Annotated in this window: 16 protein-coding genes; 14 read left to right on the forward strand and 2 right to left on the reverse strand. The window is 61.3% G+C overall.

The window, feature by feature from the left end; translation table 11 throughout:
* Window positions 1–111: 111 nt before the first annotated feature.
* From V7747_RS09705 to V7747_RS09725, 5 genes are all read left to right on the forward strand, one after another.
* Window positions 112–2,298: a sensor histidine kinase gene (locus tag V7747_RS09705; protein WP_335615840.1), complete on the forward strand. Its 2,187-nt coding sequence runs from the start codon at window positions 112–114 to the stop codon at window positions 2,296–2,298.
* Window positions 2,295–2,723: a response regulator gene (locus V7747_RS09710; protein WP_335615841.1), complete on the forward strand. Its 429-nt coding sequence runs from the start codon at window positions 2,295–2,297 to the stop codon at window positions 2,721–2,723. The genes V7747_RS09705 and V7747_RS09710 overlap by 4 nt, the downstream gene beginning before the upstream one ends.
* Before the next feature lie 12 nt (window positions 2,724–2,735).
* The gene (locus V7747_RS09715) at window positions 2,736–5,210 is read left to right on the forward strand and encodes an EAL domain-containing protein (RefSeq protein WP_335615842.1); all 2,475 of its coding nucleotides are present in this window, start codon (window positions 2,736–2,738) and stop codon (window positions 5,208–5,210) included.
* Between the two features lie 127 nt (window positions 5,211–5,337).
* The gene (locus V7747_RS09720; protein ID WP_335615843.1) at window positions 5,338–6,981 is read left to right on the forward strand and encodes a VRR-NUC domain-containing protein; all 1,644 of its coding nucleotides are present in this window, start codon (window positions 5,338–5,340) and stop codon (window positions 6,979–6,981) included.
* Complete coding sequence (locus V7747_RS09725; protein WP_335615844.1) at window positions 6,978–9,260, forward strand: ATP-dependent DNA helicase; 2,283 nt, start codon at window positions 6,978–6,980, stop codon at window positions 9,258–9,260. Before V7747_RS09720 ends, V7747_RS09725 begins: the two co-directional genes overlap by 4 nt.
* Before the next feature lie 21 nt (window positions 9,261–9,281).
* On the opposite strand, the gene V7747_RS09730 is transcribed toward V7747_RS09725, so the two are convergent.
* Window positions 9,282–10,169 (reverse strand): LysR family transcriptional regulator, encoded by an 888-nt coding sequence (locus tag V7747_RS09730; protein ID WP_335615845.1) that lies wholly within the window; start codon window positions 10,167–10,169, stop codon window positions 9,282–9,284.
* Window positions 10,170–10,472: 303 nt separating this feature from the next.
* On the opposite strand from V7747_RS09730, the gene V7747_RS09735 reads away from it, so the two are divergent.
* From V7747_RS09735 to V7747_RS09775, 9 genes are read left to right on the forward strand one after another with little or no spacing between them, the layout of a single operon-like run.
* A complete protein-coding gene (locus tag V7747_RS09735; RefSeq protein ID WP_335615846.1) occupies window positions 10,473–11,270 on the forward strand; it encodes a cysteine hydrolase family protein in 798 nt (265 codons plus the stop codon).
* A gap of 2 nt (window positions 11,271–11,272) precedes the next feature.
* Window positions 11,273–12,316, forward strand: coding sequence for an ABC transporter substrate-binding protein (locus V7747_RS09740; RefSeq protein ID WP_335615847.1), 1,044 nt, complete (start codon window positions 11,273–11,275; stop codon window positions 12,314–12,316).
* A gap of 16 nt (window positions 12,317–12,332) precedes the next feature.
* Window positions 12,333–13,124, forward strand: a complete 792-nt coding sequence (locus tag V7747_RS09745) for an SDR family NAD(P)-dependent oxidoreductase (RefSeq protein ID WP_335615848.1) — start codon at window positions 12,333–12,335, stop codon at window positions 13,122–13,124.
* A gap of 9 nt (window positions 13,125–13,133) precedes the next feature.
* Window positions 13,134–14,582, forward strand: coding sequence for an allantoinase AllB (allB, locus tag V7747_RS09750; RefSeq protein WP_335615849.1), 1,449 nt, complete (start codon window positions 13,134–13,136; stop codon window positions 14,580–14,582).
* Window positions 14,583–14,599: 17 nt separating this feature from the next.
* A complete protein-coding gene (locus V7747_RS09755) occupies window positions 14,600–15,469 on the forward strand; it encodes an ABC transporter ATP-binding protein (RefSeq protein WP_335615850.1) in 870 nt (289 codons plus the stop codon).
* Window positions 15,466–16,248 (forward strand): ABC transporter permease, encoded by a 783-nt coding sequence (locus tag V7747_RS09760; protein WP_335615851.1) that lies wholly within the window; start codon window positions 15,466–15,468, stop codon window positions 16,246–16,248. Before V7747_RS09755 ends, V7747_RS09760 begins: the two co-directional genes overlap by 4 nt.
* Window positions 16,245–16,844, forward strand: a complete 600-nt coding sequence (locus tag V7747_RS09765) for a TIGR00730 family Rossman fold protein (RefSeq protein WP_335615852.1) — start codon at window positions 16,245–16,247, stop codon at window positions 16,842–16,844. The genes V7747_RS09760 and V7747_RS09765 overlap by 4 nt, the downstream gene beginning before the upstream one ends.
* A gap of 16 nt (window positions 16,845–16,860) precedes the next feature.
* Window positions 16,861–17,286, forward strand: coding sequence for a DUF3830 family protein (locus V7747_RS09770; protein WP_335615853.1), 426 nt, complete (start codon window positions 16,861–16,863; stop codon window positions 17,284–17,286).
* Between the two features lie 50 nt (window positions 17,287–17,336).
* On the forward strand, window positions 17,337–18,431 hold the full coding sequence (locus V7747_RS09775) for a ring-opening amidohydrolase (protein WP_335615854.1): 1,095 nt from the start codon (window positions 17,337–17,339) through the stop codon (window positions 18,429–18,431).
* 64 nt (window positions 18,432–18,495) lie between these two features.
* Here the strand turns inward: V7747_RS09775 and V7747_RS09780 are convergent, their stop codons facing one another.
* Window positions 18,496–19,182: a GntR family transcriptional regulator gene (locus V7747_RS09780; RefSeq protein ID WP_335615855.1), complete on the reverse strand. Its 687-nt coding sequence runs from the start codon at window positions 19,180–19,182 to the stop codon at window positions 18,496–18,498.
* Window positions 19,183–19,185: the final 3 nt, after the last annotated feature.

Raw genomic sequence — 19,185 nt, forward strand, 5'->3', positions numbered from 1 at the left:
AGAGTGAACTCTGCACCGCAAATCTGCTGTAGCCCCCCACGGCAAATTCCGTCGCAGCTTCTATACTTGTGGTCAGGCGCAAAGGCCCGCGTTGGCAGCAAGGATGAATATATGCCTGAAAAAATAAAACCGCGTAAAAGCGTGCGCTATTACTTCATGGTGATCTGGGTTCCTCTGGTCATCATTACCTTGCTGGCCATAGCACTACTGATCAACAGCAACGTAGCCGCACGCACAGTGATCGCCCATGCTGAGCAACGAGCTCAGGTCCAGGCAGCCTTGATGCTGCTGGAGACCAGCCTCGGTGACATTCGCGGTGATGCGCTTTATCTGGCAACCCTCTCCAGCCTGACGCCAACGCCAAGCAATCTGGCACCGCAGTTGGCAGACAACGCCCACGCGCTCAAGTCCTTCCTGCAATTCAACCCACAGTACGATCAGTTACGCCTGCTGGATCCGCAAGGGCTCGAACGCGTGCGCGTTGAACGACGCAACAATCAAATCGTCACCAAGCCGTCAGACCAACTGCAGAACAAGAGCGCTCGTTACTACGTGGAATCCGGTCTGCAACTGCATCCTGGGCAGTTGTATTTCTCCCCCTTCGATCTGAACATTGAACACGGCGAAATCGAACGGCCGCTGAACCCGACCATTCGAGTAGCCACGCCGGTTGCCGACGAACAGGATAAGACCGCAGGTCTGCTGGTGATGAATTACCGCGGTGACAACCTGCTTGATGCCCTAGCAGCGCTCGACTCACCGCGCACCGGCCAATTGTGGCTGATCAATCAGAACGGTTATTGGCTCAAAGGCCCCGCCACGGAGAAGGAATGGGGCTTCATGTTGTCGGAGCACCGCCAGCATAGCCTGACCAATGAAAAAGCCACGCTGTGGAGCAAGATTATTCAGGGTGAATCCATAGGCCAATTGCTGGATGCCGACGACCACTACGCCTTTGCCCCCCTTGACCTAACGCCCGCCGATAGCCCTGAGTTCGAGCAGGCACTGGGGCGTCTCTACGTTGTTTCGTACCTTTCAAGCACGCAGCTTGACGAGCTGACGGGCCCGTTGAAAAAAGGGTTATGGCAGGCGGGCGCGCTGATTGTCCTGCTGTCAGTCGGCCTGGCCTACCTGCTGGCGCGCTCGATCGCCCAGCGCTGGCATACCGAATCCAGCCTGCAGGACAGTGAAGCCAAATTTCGCGCCATGATAGAGGCAGCACCTGATGCCATCATCATTACCGATACCAATGGCACCATAGTGCTGCTGAACGAACAGGCCATACGGCTGTTTGAATACACCCAGCAGGAGCTGCTCGGGCAGAAGGTTGAAGTGCTGCTACCCGAAGAGCTGCGCAAGGGCCATATACAGCACCGCCAAGGCTATGTCAGCGCGCCTCGGCCGCGCCTGATGGGGTCAGGCCTGCGCTTGCAGGCTAAACGCAAGGATGGCAGCGAGCTCCCCGTCGAAGTCAGCCTAAGCCCCATTCGTACGCCGTCGGAAACGCTGGTGTTCTGCGCCATCCGGGATGTTACCGAGCGTCGCGAGACCGAGGACAAGATCAAGCAATTGAATAACGGCCTGACCGCACAAAACACCGAGCTGCAAGTGGTGAACCGCGAGTTGGAGGCCTTCAGCTATTCGGTATCACACGACCTGCGCGCACCGCTGCGAGCGATTGACGGTTTTAGCCAGATTCTGTCCAGCAGCCTATCTGGCAGGCTGGATGAACAGGAGGCCGATTACTTCAACCGCATCCGCAAGGCGGCGCAGAAAATGAGCAAGCTGATTGACGATTTGCTGCTGCTTGCCCGCGTCTCCCGGGCCGACGTTCTGTCGACCGAAGTCAATCTGAGCAATCTGGCCACAGCGGCGGTACAAAACCTCAGGGAGCTGCAGCCCGAGCGCGAAATCGACATACAGATACAGTCCAACATCTGCGTGGAAGGAGATCTGGCGCTACTGCAGGTCACGGTCCAGAATCTAATAGGTAACGCCTGGAAGTTCACCGGCAAGACCGAGCACCCGCAGATACAGGTTGGGACAGAAATGCAGGGTGACGACGAAGTGATTTTCGTACGTGACAACGGCGCAGGCTTCGATATGAACTACGCTGATAAACTATTCATCCCGTTTCAGCGACTGCATAGCGGCAATGACTTTCCCGGCAGCGGCGTCGGCCTGGCAACCATCGAACGAATAATGGCCAAACTGAATGGCCGCATCTGGGCCGAATCAGCACCGGGTCAGGGCGCCACCTTTTTCCTCAAACTCAAGCTGGTAAAAGGCAGACCATGAAAAACCGATCGATACTTCTGGTCGAGGATAACGCGGACGATGTAGCGCTAATGCTGCATGCGCTCAAGAGCAACCGCATCACCAATCAGATCAGCGTGGCCGAGGACGGAGAGCAGGCTCTGCACCTGCTGTTCGCCGACAAGGAGAGCGCGGCCAATCAGCCCGCCTTGATTCTGCTGGATCTCAACCTGCCAAAGGTCGAGGGGCTGGAAGTATTGCGCCAGCTGCGTGCCAACGCCGACACGCGCCTGATACCCGTGGTCGTGCTCACCTCGTCGCTGGAACACAGCGACCTGCAGAATGCCTACGGATGTGGCGCCAACAGCTATCTGCGCAAGCCGGTCGATTTTGAGGAGTTTGTACAGGTTACCCGTGACCTTGGGCACTACTGGCTACAACTCAACAACCCGGCAATGGAAGCCTAGGCAGGAGGGACAATGGAACCGCGAAAACCGGAAGACCCGCAAAAACAGTGGCGCATCCTGGTTGTCGAAGACAACGAGGATGACGCGCTGCTGGTTATCAACCACCTGGAAGTTCAGGGCTGGTCGGTCTTCTGGGAGCGGGTCGAGACCGAAGATTCGCTGCAACAGGCTCTCACCAACGGCGACTGGGATGTCGTGTTGTCCGATTACAGCATGCCTCTGTTCGACGGCGCCCATGCCCTTGCCTCGGTTCGCCAGTACAGCGAGGATCTGCCCTTCATCTATGTTTCCGGCACCCTAGGGGAATTCGCCGCCGTAGAAGCCATCAAGGCCGGAGCCCAGGACTACATCGTCAAGAATGATTTGCAGCGGCTGGCACCGGTCATTCAGCGCGCCATCGACGAACGCGCCACAGAGAAGACCAACCGTGCCTCGCGGCAACTGCTGCGCAAACTCTCGCAGGCTGTGGACCAAGCAGCCGACAGTATTTTCATCACCGACCGCGAGGGCCATATCGAGTACGTCAACCCGGCCTTCGAGCGCATGACCGGTTACAGCGCTGCCCAGGCCCAGGGAAAACACTTCACGCTGTTAAAAGCGCCAGAGCAGAATCCCGAAGCCTACGCTGCCATCAACGAGACCCTGCGCGAAGGCCGCACCTACCGTGGCACGCTGCTCAACCGCACGCTCGCAGGGGACGTGTTCTTCGAAGAAAAGGTCATCTCACCGCTGGTGGATGCCGAGGGCCGTATCACCCATTTCGTCTCTACTGGCCGCGATGTGACCGAGCGAATCAAGGCCGAAGAGGACCGCCTGCGACTGAATGCGATCCTGGAGGCAACCACCGACGCCGTAGCCATCAGCGATGCAGAAGGCAAGGTGATGTACCTGAACCGCTCCGGCCACGAGCTGTTTGGTGACGCCGATTATGAAACCCCCTATCGAGTAGAAAGCCAGCTCAACCACGCCATGCAAACGGCACAGGAGCTGATACTCAGTGCCTTGGCTCAAGCCGACAAGCACGGCGTTGTCGAGCGTGAGTCCATGCTCAAACTGTCGAATGGCGAGCAGCTGTATCTGTCAGAAGTGATCATGGCGCATCGCGACAAGTCGGGAAAAACCGCCTATTTTTCAACCATCGCCCGCAACATCAGTGAGCGTAAACAATTTGAAGCCGAGCTGCAGCATCAGGCAACCCATGACAGTCTTACCGGCCTGGCCAACCGAGTGATGCTGGGGCAACAGCTGCAAAGCGAGATTCAGCGCGCCGAGCAACACCAATCCAGAATGGCCGTGCTCTTTCTCGACATGGACAACTTCAAACGGATAAACGACAGCCTCGGCCATGGTACTGGCGACCTGTTGCTGCAGCAGATCAGTGGGCGTCTCAGCCGCCACATCAGACCGAATGACCTGCTCGCGCGCTACGGCGCGGACGAGTTTGTAATCGTTGCCAGTGACTTGAACGCACCAGAAGCCATCGTTGGTGTGCTGGATAAACTCAAGCGCGCGTTCGAAGCCCCCATTCGCCTGGCCGAACAGGACATTTTTCTCAGCTTTACCGCCGGCGTCTCCATCTGGCCAGACGACGGTGAGACGGTAGAGGCATTGCTGCGCAACGCCGATTCCGCGATGAATCAGGCCAAGGCCGCAGGTGGGCGTGCGTTCCGGTTCTATGCGCCGGCCATGAATGAGCGCCAGCAAGACCTGCTCGCACTGGAGTCCGACCTGCACTGGGCGCTGGAGCGCAACGAGTTTGTCATTTACTACCAGCCTCAGGCAGATATGCGCAGTGGCAAGGTAGTGGGTATGGAGGCGCTGTTGCGATGGAAACATCCCGAGCGCGGCCTGATCCAGCCCGATGATTTCATACCGCTGTTGGAAGAGACCGGCCTGATCGTCAAGGTAGGCTTGTGGGTGCTCAAACAAGCCTGCCTTGACGCCATGGCGCAACAGGCCGACACCCAGCAGGCGCTGCGTATGTCGGTTAATCTGTCGGCCAGGCAGTTCGCCGCTGGCGACCTGGCCGCGAAGGTTGCCGAGGTGCTAGCGGACACCGGTTTTGCGCCCAATCAGCTGGAGCTGGAAATTACCGAGCAGATGCTGATCAACGATCTTGAGACCTCCGCCGGCACCCTAGAGGCCCTGCAGCGGCTGGGAGTTCGCGTAGCCATTGATGACTTTGGCACCGGTTACTGCTCACTTGCCTACCTCAAACGGTTTCCACTGCATGCGCTGAAAATCGACCGCACCTTTGTCAGTGAACTACCTGATAACCTTGGGGACAGCGCCATCGTAGAGGCAACCATACTGCTGGCGCACAAGCTTGGGCTTGAGGTCGTGGCCGAAGGAGTCGAGCAGTCGGCGCAGCTGCAATTCCTGCGCAAGCTCGGCTGCAATATGGTGCAGGGCTACTACCTGAGCAAACCACTGCCAGTCACTGAGCTGGCCGCCATGCTCGCATTGAACCTGAATGATCTCTACTGACATCACTCCGCTGCTCTCTGGTTGACCACCAGCGGGCTGATGAACGGCAGCGCAGCCGCCCCCGCTCTCACTTGCAAGCGCAGCGTCACGGCGCCACAATACTGTACGCACAACCAGTACTGTATTTATGCCTATACCCAACGCTGCCGACTTCTACTACCTCAGCAACTTTCAGACCGTCCTTGATTGGGTGGTCGCGCGCTATCCCGATCTGCTGAACAAACAGGAACTTGGCTTTGCCCACACCTTTGCCGCCACGCCAAAAATCTCGCGTGCACTGCTGGTGCGCCTGATCATGCGCAAAGGCCAGCACTTCCGGCTGGGCAAACTGCAGTATGACGAGATAGGTGATATGGAGACCGCCGCAACGCCCTTACTGATCAACGGCTGGCTGCGTGATGACCTGCCCCTGCAGCCAGGCGAGCTGGCCACCCTGCTGCTGAAGAATGAGCTTTGCGCCCTGTTCCCCAATCCCGCGGCCGCCAGGCACCAGAGCAAAGCCCTACTGACCACCGCCCTGGGGGCCTTGCACCCTGCGCAACTGCCTTATCATTCTTGGCCGGGCGTACCTGATGAACCCATCGTCAGCCTCACTATCAGCGATATCTGTGAGCGTTTTCGCCTGTTGTTCTTCGGCAATCTGGCGCAGAGCTGGTCGGAGTTCGTACTCGCCGATCTGGGTATCTACCGTTATGAACAAGTGGCGCTATCAGCAGAGTCACGCGCCTTTGGCCGGCGCCAAGACATGGATGATTACCTGCGGCTGCGGCACTGCCGCGATGCCTTCAACGATGGCGCCAGCGTAGGCGAGACCCTGGCGTTGCTCGGCGATTTTCACAGTGATAACACCTGGATCGAACAACGCCATCAACGGTTGCTGTTTCAACTGGCGCAGCAACTTGAGCGCGAACAGCAGCAGACGCTGGCGCTGGCGCTATACCAACGGTGCACTCATACCGGTGCCCGGCAACGTTGTATCCGCTTGCTGGAAAAGTCTGGTCAGGCGCAGGACGCCTACCAGTTGGCCACACACGCCCTGCTCGTCCCGGAGAACGAAGCCGAGCGGCAGTTGGTTGAGCGCGCGGTAACCCGCCTTGCTCGCAAACTCAAGCTGGCTAAAGCGGCACCTGGCGCCCCAATCCAAACGCCCGAGCAGCATCTGGTGTTGCCACTGCAGCCCGATATGGGTGTAGAGCAGGCGGTGGCCAGGCATCTTGAGCAAGGCGCTGCGCCAGTGTATTACGTGGAAAATACCCTGATCAGCAGCCTTTTTGGTCTGCTCTGCTGGGAGGCTATCTTCGCCCCACTGCCCGGTGCGTTTTTTCACCCCTTTCACAGCGCGCCGGCGGATCTGCATAGCGCCGATTTTTATCCGCGGCGCCGCGCTCTTTTCGACCGCTGCCTGGCCCAGCTCGACAGCCAGCAGTACCAGCAAACCATCCGCCATCACTTTCAGCAAAAACAGGGTATTCAATCGCCCTTCGTGTTCTGGACGGCGGTAGATCCGGCACTGCTGGAGACTGCCCTGCAGTGCATTCCGGCGGCACATTTGAAGCATTGGTTCCAACGCCTGTTACGCGATATAAAGGCCAACCGCGCCGGCATGCCCGACCTGATCCAGTTCTGGCCCGACGAGGGACGCTACCGCATGATCGAGGTGAAGGGGCCAGGCGACCGACTGCAGGATAACCAGCGGCGCTGGCTGGCCTTTTGCGCGGAGCATCAGATGCCGATTGAGGTGTGTTACGTGCAGTGGCAGCAAAGCGCGTGAGTTACCGGGTCGCCGTTCGCGCGCTCTGCGAGTTCACCGCCAAGGAAGGTGATCTCGACCTGCGCTTCACCCCCGCCCCTACCGCCCAGGAGGGGATCGCCGGGCATCAGACCGTGGTCAGCCGGCGTGGTGATGGCTATGTCAGCGAGCTGGCGCTGGCTGGCAGCTACCCGGGCCTGCTGGTTACCGGCCGTGCCGATGGCTACGACCCCGCGCAAAACCTGCTGGAAGAGATCAAGACCCATCGCGGCGACGTATCGCGCATTCCTGACAACCACCGCAGCCTGCACTGGGCGCAAGCCAAGGTTTACGGCTGGCTGTTGTGCGCAGAGCTGTCGCTGGAAGAGATCGACCTGGCGGTGGTGTACTTCAACGTTGTCAGCCAGAAAGAAACGCCCTATCGTGAGACCTTCAAGGCGGACGACCTGCGGCGTTTCTTTGCCCTGCAATGCGACCGTTTCATTGCCTGGGCCAGACAGGAAACCGAGCACCGCGGTGAGCGTGATGCCTGTCTGCAGGAGCTGCGCTTTCCGCACGCCAGTTTTCGCGCCGGTCAGCGGCAGTTGGCCAAGGCGGTTTTTCGCGCGGCGCGCGATGGCGATACCATCATGGCGCAAGCAACCACTGGCATCGGCAAGACCCTGGGCACTCTGTTTCCGCAGCTCAAGGCCTTCCCCGAGCAGCAGTTGGACCGGTTGTTTTTTCTCACCGCAAAAACACCCGGCCGGCAACTGGCGCTTGAGGCGCTGAGCACCCTGCGTAGCCAACAGGACAACATGCCGTTACGGGTGCTCGAACACACCGCCCGCGAGAAAGCCTGCGAACACCCGGACAAGGCTTGCCACGGCGACTCCTGCCCCCTGGCCGAAGGCTTCTACGACCGCCTGCCAGCCGCGCGTCTGGCGGCGGTAAACGCGCGCTGGCTGGATCAGGCAAACGTACGCCGCATTGCCCTTGAGCACAGCATTTGTCCCTACTACCTGAGCCAGGAGCTATGCCGCTGGAGTGACGTGGTGGTGGGCGACTACAACTACTACTTCGACATGACTGCCCTGCTCTACGGCCTGACCGTGCTCAACGACTGGCGCGTCACCCTGCTGGTGGATGAGGCGCACAACCTGATTGACCGCGCCCGCGGCATGTACACCGCCGAGCTTGATCAACAGGTGTTCAACGTGTTGCGCCGTAGCGCCCCCAAGGCATTGAAGAGTTCGCTGGACCGGGTAGCCCGCCACTGGAACGCCCTGCACCGCGATCAGGTCGATGACTATCAGATCTATCCGACCATCGCCGACCTGTTCATCGCCAGCCTGCAAAAAGCGGTCAGCGCCATCACCGATCACCTGACCGAGCAGCCCACGGGTAACGATGCGGCGCTGCTGCGCTTCTATTTCGACGCCATGCTGTTCTGCCGGTTGGCGGAAGCCTATGGTCCCCACTCGCTGTTCGATATAACCCGACACGAAGGATTGGGTGGCCAGCGTACCCTCTCGACCCTGTGTCTGCGCAACATGGTGCCGGCGCCCTTTCTCAAACAACGCTTTACCAGTGCCCACAGCACCACCCTGTTTTCGGCCACCCTGAGTCCGGCGCAGTACTACGCAGACCTGCTCGGGCTACCGGAGCAGAGCCGCTGGCTGGAAGTTGAATCGCCGTTCAAGCCCGCTCAGCTGCGCGTAGCGGTGATCCGCAACCTCTCCACCCGTTACCAGCATCGCACCGCCAGCCTGCAGCCCATCGCAGACCTGATTGCACAGCAGTTTGCCCAACAGCCCGGCAACTATCTCGCCTTTTTCAGCAGTTACGCCTATCTGCAACAGGCGCTGGAACGCTTTCAGCAGAGCTACCCAGCAATCCCCGTCTGGGCGCAGTCGCGCAGCATGAACGAGGGTGAGCGCAGTGCCTTTCTGGCGCGCTTCACCGAGCACGGCCAGGGCATTGGTTTTGCGGTGCTGGGGGGCGCTTTTGGTGAAGGCATCGATCTGCCCGGCAGCCGTCTGATTGGCGCGTTCATCGCCACCCTAGGTTTGCCGCAGATCAACCCGGTGAACGAGGAAATGAAAGAGCGGATGCAAACCATGTTTGCTGATCAGGGCGGCAACGGCTATGACTACGCTTACCTCTACCCCGGGCTGCAGAAGGTGGTACAAGCCGCCGGCCGAGTGATACGTACCACCCAGGACAACGGCGTGGTCTACCTGCTCGATGACCGATTTGGGCAGCGCAGCGTACGCGCCCTGTTACCCACCTGGTGGGAGGTTGGCAGCGAGCTGGTTTAGTGGGCGGCGGCACTATCCGTCTCAGCGGAAGGTGCCCCGTAGGTAATCGGCAAAGGCATAGGCCACCACCGGCAGCTGGCGATTTTGCAACGACGCCAGTACCAGATTTGCCGCAGGGAAGCCGCGGTCGGCAATCTCGCGATGAACCAGTTCACCGTTGTTACGCGCGATACCGATCTCGATCTGAAAGCTCAGCGCCTGCTCGTGCTGCAGATAGCCCAGCAGGAACTCGAAACTGTTGCTTTCAATCGCCGGGCGCAGCTTGATCGAGCGCTTGGCCAGGTAGGCATCCAGCAACTGGCGCCCCGCAATATCACGTGTGGGCAACACCACCGGGTAGTCGAGACACTGACGCAGCCTTACCGGGCCCGGTTGTGCCGCCAACGGATGGCTGTGATGCATGACCAGACAAAGAGGCTGCTGCATTTCATCGATGCGCTCGATCCCGGCTTCTGGGGTGAGGTGAAAAATCAGCGCCAGGTCCGACTCGAAGGTGCGCAGCGCATCCAGCGCGCGGCTGTGGTCGCCCACCTGCACCTGAAACTCGACCAGCGGATGCTTGGCCCGAAAGCCGGCAATGCGCTCCGGCAGAAAGGCGCCCGCCGCCGCCTGGCTAACCACAATGCGCACCCGCCCCCGCCGCAAGCCGTGCAGATCTTCGATCTCAGAACGAACCTGCTCCAGGTGCGCCGCGCGGCTGCGAATGTAATTCACAAACAACTCGCCCGCCGCCGTCAATCGCATGCCGCGTGGCAGCCGCTCGAATAACGGGGTGCCGAGCTCCTCCTCCAGATCCTGAATCCGCCGATTTACCGCCGAAGGTGCTACATGCAAGCGTTCGGCGGCCTGCCGAATGGACCCTACCCGAGCCACCTCATCCAGATAATGCAGAAACCTCAGATGGTTCACAGCCTGACTCCTGTTATTAACCAAGCCGCACGCTATCGGCACCGCGTTAGTGCAGCACAAGGCCGCATACTGGTGCACCCGACCGGTACTGACCGATAGCGCACTATTCTCGTGCCAACCCGTGCCAGGCAAACTGGCCCGCTCCGCGTTGCGCCGCTAAGGGGCTGTGATACAAGACACGCACGCGCCGGGCCACTCAGCACAAGGCTTCAGCATAACCGTTGCCAAAACGGCAACGCAATGCTCGTAATAAGCTGTCTTTTTGGCATCGGTTATGGCACAGGTGCTGCTTCTGGTCCCGGCATGAAAAACGACCACAGCAACATCACCGCTTACGGCCCCCACCCGAGCAACGCCTGGCAGCAGCAGGACGGCGTCATCAGCCTGGCGCGCGCCGCAGTGCAGCCCAACCTGCTCACGCTGACAAGCGATCAGGGCGCGCTTGAACTCGATCTGGCACACAGCGCCATGATCGTGGTGGATATGCAGAACGACTTCTGCCATCCCGAAGGCTGGTTCGCCCAGAAAGGCATCAGCACCCGCATAACGCGCCGGCCGGTACCGCGTCTGCGGCAGTTGCTGCCGAGCTGGCGACACGCCGGCGGCCGGGTGATCTGGCTCAACTGGGGCATTCGTGCCGACCGGATGAACCTGCCACCAATCGTGCACTTTATGGGCAAACGCAGTGCTGCCGGCATTGGCTACGGCGATCATTCGCCCATTGATCACGGTCCGGCCGTGGTACAGGGCCAATGGGGTGCGCAGAACATTGCTGAACTGCCTGCCGAGCCAGAGGATATTCGCGTCTTCAAACACCGCCTGAGCGGCTTCTGGGACAACGAGCTGGACGCCGTCCTGCGCGGCCAGGGCATCACCACCCTGCTGTTCGCCGGCATCAACACCGACCGCTGTGTCTTTTCCACCCTGCAGGATGCTGCCTTTCTCGGCTACGACTGCATTCTGCTGCGCGACGCCTGCGCCACGCCGTCGCCCGCCTATGTCAGCCGCGCCATCCGCTTTCTTGTTGCGCAGTGCCACGGCTTTGTTGCCACGGCCGCTGCGCTGAATACCGCCATCGCATCACACCATCAGGAGTCATGAACATGTCAGCAAAAATCCGTCGGCCACGTCTGGCCAAAACCCTCACAGCCCTCAGCCTTGGCCTGGGAATGTTCGCCGCTGCCAACGCGCAGGCGGCTACCGATATCGATCTGGTTCTGAACTGGAAGTACGAAGGCGCCCAGGCCTGGTTCTTCCTCGCCGAAGACAAGGGCTACTTCAAGGAGCACGACCTCAACGTCACCATCGACCAAGGCGAAGGCTCTGCTGCGTCTATTCCGAAGGTGGCCTCCGGTATCTACGACGCGGGCTTTGGCGACACCAACGCGCTGATCCAACTGGCCGCGACCCAGCCTGAGCGCGCGCCGGTGGGCGTCTACATGATCTACAACACCCCGCCCTTCGTCATCGCGGTGAAGCAAGACAGCCCCATCACCGAGCCCAAGGACCTGGAGGGTAAAACCGTCGGCGCTCCGGCCAACGACGCCGCACTGAAGCTGTTCCCGGCCTTCGCCGAGATGACCGACATCGACCAGTCCAAGGTCACCATCAACAACATGGCGCCCAACCTGCGTGAGCAGCTGCTGATGCGCGGCCAGATCGACGCCGCCTTTGGTTACATCACCACCATTAGCTTCAGCGCCAAGGGCATGGGCATCAACCCGGATGAGGAGCTGCGCTTCATTCGCTACGGCGATCACGGCATGGACCTGTACTCCAACTCGATCTTCTTCTCCCAGGAGTTCATCGCCGAGCATCCCGAAGCCGTACGCGGCTTTGTCACCGCCATCAACCAGGCGATACAGGACGCCGTCGCCAACCCCGAAGAAGCCATTAACGCGCTGATGCGCCGCGAGCCGCTGCTCAACCGCGCCGTCGAAACCGACAAGATGCTGACCACCGTACGCAACGACATGAGCCATCCGGAAGTGGCCGACATTGGTTTGGGTGATGTCAGCGACCAGCGCCTGCAGAACAACATCGACATCGTGGTCAAGGCCAATCAGCTGGAGAACGCCCCGGCACCGGCGCAGATCTTCGACCGCAGCTTCCTGCCAGCACGGGCTGACCGCCCGAGCAAACTCTGAGCAACGGGAGACACTGATGAATCTTGATCTGCAGGACAAAGTGGTTGTCATCACCGGACCGGCCAAAGGGATGGGCCGGGCCGTCACCCTCGCCTTTGCCCGCGAAGGCGCCCGCCTGGTATTAGCCGGGCGAGACCTCGACGCTATCGCACCAGTCGCCCGCGAAGTCACCGAGCTGGGCAGCGAAGTAGAAGTGGTGCCCTGCGATATGACCCGCAGTGCCGATGCCGAGGCCTTAGCAGCCGCGGCAGTCGACTGCTTCGGCCGCATCGACGTACTGGTCAACGTCGCTGGCGGCTCCGGCCCGATCGGCAAGACCGGCTGGGAGACCACGCAAAGCGAGTTCGACGAGATCGTTCAGCTCAACATGACCGGCTGCTTCAACACCATGCGCGCAGTAATGCCCGCGATGATCAAGCAAGGCAGCGGCAAGATCGTCAACGTTGGCGGCACCTTCGGCATGCGCGGCCGCGCCGGTCGCATGGCCTACTCCGCCTCCAAATGGGGACTGCGTGGCATTACCAAGAGCTTTGCGCTGGAAGCCGGGCCGCACGGCATCAACGTCAATTGCGTTGCCCCCGGCATGGTGGACGGCCCGCGCTTTCGCGACAAGGTGTGCGCCAACATGGCCAAAACCCTGGGTATCAGCCCGGAAGAAGCCGCCACCCGCCACGCGGCCGACTACGCGCTCAAACGCGTCTCCACCGACCAGGACGTTGCCAACGCCTGCCTGTTTCTGGGTAGCGACGTCTCCCGCCAGATCACCGGCGTCGACCTCCCGGTCGATGGCGGCTGGGCCATGCTTTAGGAGTAACACATGAATCAAGTTGACCTGCTGATCCGCGGCGCTCGCGTGGTATCAGACCACCAGATAATCGAAGCCTCCGTGGCCATCGACGGCGAAAAGATCGTTGCCGTGGGCCGTGATGAATTGATGCCCTCTGCTCGCGAGGTAGTGCAAGCCGATGGCCTGTTCCTGCTGCCGGGTGCGATCGACAGCCACGTGCATTTCCGCGACCCGGGCTACGCCCACAAGGAAACCTGGAAGACCGGCTCGGCGGCCGCCGCTTGCGGTGGCGTGACCACCGTCTTCGACATGCCCAACACCAACCCGCCGACCGGCACCATCGAAGCCCTGCGCATGAAGCAGAAAGCCGCCGAGTCATCCTATGTTGACTACGGCATCCACGGCCTGCTGGGTGACGACACCGTCGGCCACCTGGAAGAACTGATCGACGCCGGCTGCACCAGTTTCAAGGCCTTTGTTGGCAACACCTTTGGCAACCTGCCAGCGCCCACCGATGGCGCGCTGCTCGAAGGCTTCGAAAAGCTGGCCCCGCTCGGCATTCGCACCGTGGTGCATGCCGAGAACTCCTCCATTCTCTCCCGCCGCCAGAAGCGCATGCAGGACGCAGGACGCATCGACGCCCTGGCGCACTTGGCCGCGCGCCCCGTGGTGGCCGAGATTGAAGCCATTGGCCGCGTGCTGACCCTGGCCGAATGGACCGGCGCACGGGTACACATCGCCCACCACAGCGCCGCCGATTCGCTGTTTCTGATCCGCGAGGCCAAGCGCCGTGGCGTGGACGTGACCGTTGAGACCTGCCCGCAGTATCTGCTGCTCAACACCGACCATACCGACCGCCTGGGCGGCATCCTGCGCCTGAACCCGCCGATTCGCGAGCCACGGCATAACCAGCCGCTGTGGGATGCGCTGATGGACGGCACCATCGACATGATCGCCACCGACCACGCGCCGCACGCCCCGGAAGAAAAGACCCGCGAGAACATATGGGAGTGCGACTGCGGCTTCCCCGGCATTGAAACCCAGATGGCGCTGATGCTCACCGAAGTCAACCGCGAGCGCGCCAGCCTGATGGATTACGTGCGCTGGAGCTCCGTCAGCCCGGCCAAGGCCTGGGGCATCTACGGCAAGAAGGGCATCATCACCCCCGGCGCCGACGCCGACATCGCCATTGTCGATATGCAGCGCAGCGGCATCCTCTCGGAAAACCAGCTGCATAGCACCAGCAAGATCTCGCCCTGGCATGGTCGCCCGGTCAAGGGCTATCCGCTGCATACGCTGGTGCGCGGCAAGTTCGTCATGCGCAACGGCGAACTGGTCACCGAGGCTGCCGGCTGGGGCCGTTCGGTCAAAGCTATCCAGCAAATGCCGACACCGCGCCCGCAGAACACCGAGCATTACACCGACGCGATCCTGAGCACGCCTGAAGGTGTGCGCCCGACCGCGGAGCCACGGCGCTGAGCCGCAGGAGCAGACTCATGACTGACACCTCATCCACCAGCGCCAATCGCCCCATGATCGAACTGTCCGATGTGACTGTTCGCTATGGCGGCAATGTGGTCGCGCTGGACAACACCACGCTGCGCATCGACAAGGGCGACTTTGTTGCCCTGGTCGGGCCCAGCGGCTGCGGCAAGTCCACAATTCTCAAGCTGGTCGCCGGCCTGCTGGAGCCGACCGCCGGCGCTGCTATTGTCGGCGGCCGCGAGGTGGGCGCCATCGGCAGCCACGCCAAGCGCTTGGGTCTGGCCTTCCAGAACCCGACCATGCTGCCGTGGCTGAGCATTCTGGATAACGTGATGATCCCGCTGAAGATCGTCGAGCCGTTCCGCCAGGACTACCGCCGCAAGCGCAAGGGCGAGTTCCGCGAACGCGCCGAGGCGCTGCTGGAACAAGTCGGCCTGGCCGGCTTTGGCAACAAGCGACCCTGGCAGCTGTCCGGCGGCATGTTGCAGCGCGCGTCTCTGTGCCGGGCGCTGGTGCATGAACCCGACATCCTGCTACTCGACGAGCCCTTCGGCGCGCTTGATCAATTCACCCGCGAAGAGCTGTGGGACACCATGCAGGATCTGTGGATCAACCGTCGACCGACCGTGTTGCTGGTGACCCACGATCTACGCGAGTCGGCCTATCTGGCCAACCGCATCTGCGTCATGAGCTCGCGCCCCGGCCGCATCATCGAAGATCAGCGCGTCACCTTCGCGCGACCGCGCACGCTGGAATCAAGCTACCAAGCAGATTTCACCAGCCTGGTGCAGTCGCTGCGCATGAGCATCGCCGAGGCCCGCGCGCCCGGCAGCACCCAGCGCACTGCGGCACAACGTCAGCTTGAGGAGGTGTCCGCATGAACAAGCCCCTGCCGCGCTGGCGGCGCAACCTGTTGTCTTTCTCCGCGATGATCGGCTTCTTTCTGCTATGGGAGGTGCTGTGCCGGCTGCTGGGCGTCTCCGAACTGGTGTTACCGGTACCCAGCCAGATTGCTGCCGTGCTGATCGACAAGATGCCGATCCTCTGGCCACACACCCAGCAGACGCTGATGACCACACTGATCGGCTTCTTTCTCGGCGTGTTTATCGGCCTGCTGATCGGCGTGATCATCGGCTCCTCACGGGTCGCCTACGACATCGCCTATCCGCTGCTGGTGGGCTTTTCCAGTATTCCCAAGGTCGCCGTGGTACCGATCTTCGTGGTCTGGTTCGGCTCGGGCACCATCCCGGCGATTCTGACCTCCATGGTCATCGGCATCTTCCCGGTGGTGGTTAACGTGGCAACCGGCCTCGCCACCACCGAGCCGGAGCTGGAAGACGTGCTGCGCGTACTGGGCGCCAAGAAGCGCGACATTCTCTGGAACGTCGGCCTGCCGCGCACCCTGCCGTACCTGTTCGCCTCACTGAAGATCGCTCTCACCTCGGCGTTTATCGGCACCGTATTGGCCGAAACCGTGGCCTCCAACAAGGGCATCGGCAACGTGATGATGATTGCCAGTGGCAACTTCGATGTGCCGCTGGTGTTTGCCGGGCTGTTCATTCTGGCCGCCCTGGGCGTCGCGCTTTATTCAGTATCAGCGCTGGTTGAAAGTCGCTTCACCAGCTGGACCCAACGTGGCAAAGGCTCGGAGGCCGCATGACCCGCAACCCGAACATCAACAGCATCGCAGTGTTCTCCGGCTCCAACTTCGGCGCCCATGAAGACTACATCGAGCAAGCAAAAAAGCTCGGCCAGACCCTTGCCGAACGGGGCCAACGTCTGGTCTACGGCGGCACCACCAAGGGCCTGATGGGCGTGGTCGCCGATGCGGCGCTGGCCGCTGGCGGCGAGGTGATCGGCGTGATCACCGAGCGCCTGCAGGCGCGCGGGCATCTGCACCCCAAGCTGACCGGACACGAGGTGGTCTCCGGCATGCGCGAGCGCAAGGCGCGCATGGCCGAGCTGGCCGACGCCTTTGTCGCCCTGCCCGGCGGGCTGGGCACGCTGGAGGAGCTGTTCGAGGTCGCCACCCTGACCCAACTGGCCGAGCACCAGAAGGCGCTGGCCTGCCTCAACGTGCGCGACTTCTTTGTGCCGCTGCGCGCCCTGCTGACCCACGCCACCGCGGAAGGCTTCATGAAGATCGAGCACTGCGACATGCTGATTCTCGAAGCCGATCCGCTCAAAGCCCTGGAGCAGATCGACCAGTGGCAAGCACCCACCGTCACCAAATGGATCGGCCAGCCAGGCTCCTGACATGAAGGAATATCCCATGACCCGTATCAAGATCAGCGCCGGAGGCTTCGACTTCATCGCCGAATGCCACCCCGACGCGCCCGACACCGTGGCGGCCTTTCTCTCGCTGCTGCCCTACCGCCAGAAACTGATCCACGTGCGCTGGAGCGGCGAAGGCGCCTGGGTGCCGCTGGGCGACTATCAGCTCAAGAACGGCGAGCAGCCGATCGGCTTTGAAAACCACACCAGCCACCCCTCGGTTGGCGACGTGCTCTTCTATCCCGGTGGTTACAGCGAGACCGAGATCATCATGGCCTACGGCGCCTGCAGCTTCTCCAGCAAGCTCGGGCAGCTGGCCGGAAACCACTTTCTGACCATCATCGAGGGCCGCGAGAACCTGCGCGCCCTCGGCCTGAAGACCCTCTGGGAGGGCGCTCAGGACATCAGTTTCGAATTCGCCTGACGCATTCGACCTGCCCTATTTGACCAGACCCATTTAAGAAGGTACTGCCCATGAAAACGCGCGTCACCCGTCTGAGCGCCAGCTCGCCAGACGACATCTCTACCCTGGCCCAGGCCATCAGCAACGGCCAGATCGACCCCACCCGCGTCATTGCCGTGCTCGGCAAGACCGAAGGCAACGGCTGCGTCAACGACTTCACCCGTGCCTTTGCCACCAGCACCCTGCGCCGTTTCTTTGCCCAGAAACTGACCCTGTCGGAAGCCAAGGTTGAGGAGCGTATTGCCTTTGTCATGTCCGGTGGCACCGAGGGCGGTCTGAGCCCGCACTGGCTGGTATTTGAAGTCGACAGCAGCGAGCAGAACGCCGATTACAGCCTGCCTGGTCTGGCGGCCGGCGTCGCCTTTACCCGCGACTTCAAACCGGAAGAAATCGGCCGCATGGAACAGGTCATGGAGACCCGCGACGCGGTGCGCCGCGCCATGGCCAGCGCCGGCATCCAGCATGAAGATGATGTGCACTTTGTGCAGATCAAATGCCCGCTGCTGACCGCTTCACGCATCAGCGAAGCCGCCAGCCGGGGGCATACCACCGCGTGCCACGACACCTACGAGTCGATGGGCTATTCACGCGGTGCCTCGGCACTTGGCGTAGCGGTGGCGCTGGGCGATCTGATAGAAGAGCAGCTCAGCAACGAGAAAATTTGCAGCGACTGGTCGCTCTACTCCACCCGCGCCAGCACCTCAGCCGGCATTGAGCTGCTGCGCAACGAAGTGCTGGTGCTGGGCAACGCCGCCGGCTGGGACCCGGCCTACCGCATTGGCCACGCAGTAATGGAAGACGCCCTGGATACCGCCGCCATCGACCGCGCACTGGCCAGCATGCCCGGCGGCGTTCAACTGACCATCACGCCGGAGAATCTGACCGGCCTGCTGGTCAAGGCCGAGCCTTCGGCCTCCGGTGAGATTCGCGGCAACCGTCACGTCATGAGTGATGACAGCGACATCAACGGCTCGCGCCATGCACGCTCACTGGTAGGAGGCGTACTCGCCGGCAGATTGGGTGACACTCGCCTGTTCGTCTCCGGCGGCGCCGAACACCAGGGCCCCAACGGCGGCGGCCCGCTGGCGCTGATCCTGCGCACCTGAACAGTGAGCAGAAACAAAAAGCCCCGCATGGACGGGGCTTTTTGTCATTGCGCCTGGCAGCAGCTCAACCACCGCGATAGGTACGCCGCGCCGCCTCCAGCATCGACAGGCTGATCTTGTGTACCTCCTGCCGGCTTTGCTCAATGTGTGCCCGCAGCATACGCAGCGACTCATCGCGCCGGCGCGACAGCAGCGCACGCAGGATGTCGGCATGCTCCTCGTAGGTCTGGGCAATACGGTGCGACTTGTAGAAATCCAGCCGCCTTACGATCCGGATGCGCTCGCATACCTCCTGATGCATGCGGGTCATCTCGCCGTTGCCCGCCAGGCGCACCAGTTCGCAGTGAAAGGCTTCGTCCAGCTCGGCCATAACCTGCATGGCGGTTTCACGCTCAGCCTCGGGCACCAGCCAAAGTTTGCACAGCGGGGCGAGCAGCTCGCGCAGGTCTACCGCCGCACACAGCTTCTCCAGCGCAGCACACTCCAGTGTGATACGCACCTCGTAAAGCTCATCGATGCGCGCAAAATCGAGCGGTTTGACCGACCAGCCGCGGCGAAAGCCCACCTCCAGATAGCCTTCTCGCTCCAGTCGGTAGAGCGCGTCGCGCACGGGCGTGCGCGAGACCTGATAACGCTCGGCAATCTGGTTTTCACTGAAACGGTCGTGCGGCAGCAGCACAAATTCAAAAATGTCCTGCTTGAGCCGCCGGTAGACCTGATCGGCCAGCGAAGCAGCCTGTGGTTGCGCCATGTG

Source organism: Halopseudomonas sp., assembly GCF_036960865.1.
Taxonomy (GTDB): domain Bacteria; phylum Pseudomonadota; class Gammaproteobacteria; order Pseudomonadales; family Pseudomonadaceae; genus Halopseudomonas.

Coding starts and splice junctions, on each gene's coding strand:
- V7747_RS09740 (WP_335615847.1), top strand. CDS start 11,273: ATGTCAGCAAAAATCCGTCGGCCACGTCTGGCCAAAACCCTCACAGCC.
- V7747_RS09775 (WP_335615854.1), top strand. CDS start 17,337: ATGAAAACGCGCGTCACCCGTCTGAGCGCCAGCTCGCCAGACGACATC.
- V7747_RS09745 (WP_335615848.1), top strand. CDS start 12,333: ATGAATCTTGATCTGCAGGACAAAGTGGTTGTCATCACCGGACCGGCC.
- V7747_RS09735 (WP_335615846.1), top strand. CDS start 10,473: ATGAAAAACGACCACAGCAACATCACCGCTTACGGCCCCCACCCGAGC.
- allB (WP_335615849.1), top strand. CDS start 13,134: ATGAATCAAGTTGACCTGCTGATCCGCGGCGCTCGCGTGGTATCAGAC.
- V7747_RS09715 (WP_335615842.1), top strand. CDS start 2,736: ATGGAACCGCGAAAACCGGAAGACCCGCAAAAACAGTGGCGCATCCTG.
- V7747_RS09760 (WP_335615851.1), top strand. CDS start 15,466: ATGAACAAGCCCCTGCCGCGCTGGCGGCGCAACCTGTTGTCTTTCTCC.
- V7747_RS09705 (WP_335615840.1), top strand. CDS start 112: ATGCCTGAAAAAATAAAACCGCGTAAAAGCGTGCGCTATTACTTCATG.
- V7747_RS09720 (WP_335615843.1), top strand. CDS start 5,338: ATGCCTATACCCAACGCTGCCGACTTCTACTACCTCAGCAACTTTCAG.
- V7747_RS09780 (WP_335615855.1), bottom strand. CDS start 19,182: ATGGCGCAACCACAGGCTGCTTCGCTGGCCGATCAGGTCTACCGGCGG.
- V7747_RS09710 (WP_335615841.1), top strand. CDS start 2,295: ATGAAAAACCGATCGATACTTCTGGTCGAGGATAACGCGGACGATGTA.
- V7747_RS09755 (WP_335615850.1), top strand. CDS start 14,600: ATGACTGACACCTCATCCACCAGCGCCAATCGCCCCATGATCGAACTG.
- V7747_RS09770 (WP_335615853.1), top strand. CDS start 16,861: ATGACCCGTATCAAGATCAGCGCCGGAGGCTTCGACTTCATCGCCGAA.
- V7747_RS09765 (WP_335615852.1), top strand. CDS start 16,245: ATGACCCGCAACCCGAACATCAACAGCATCGCAGTGTTCTCCGGCTCC.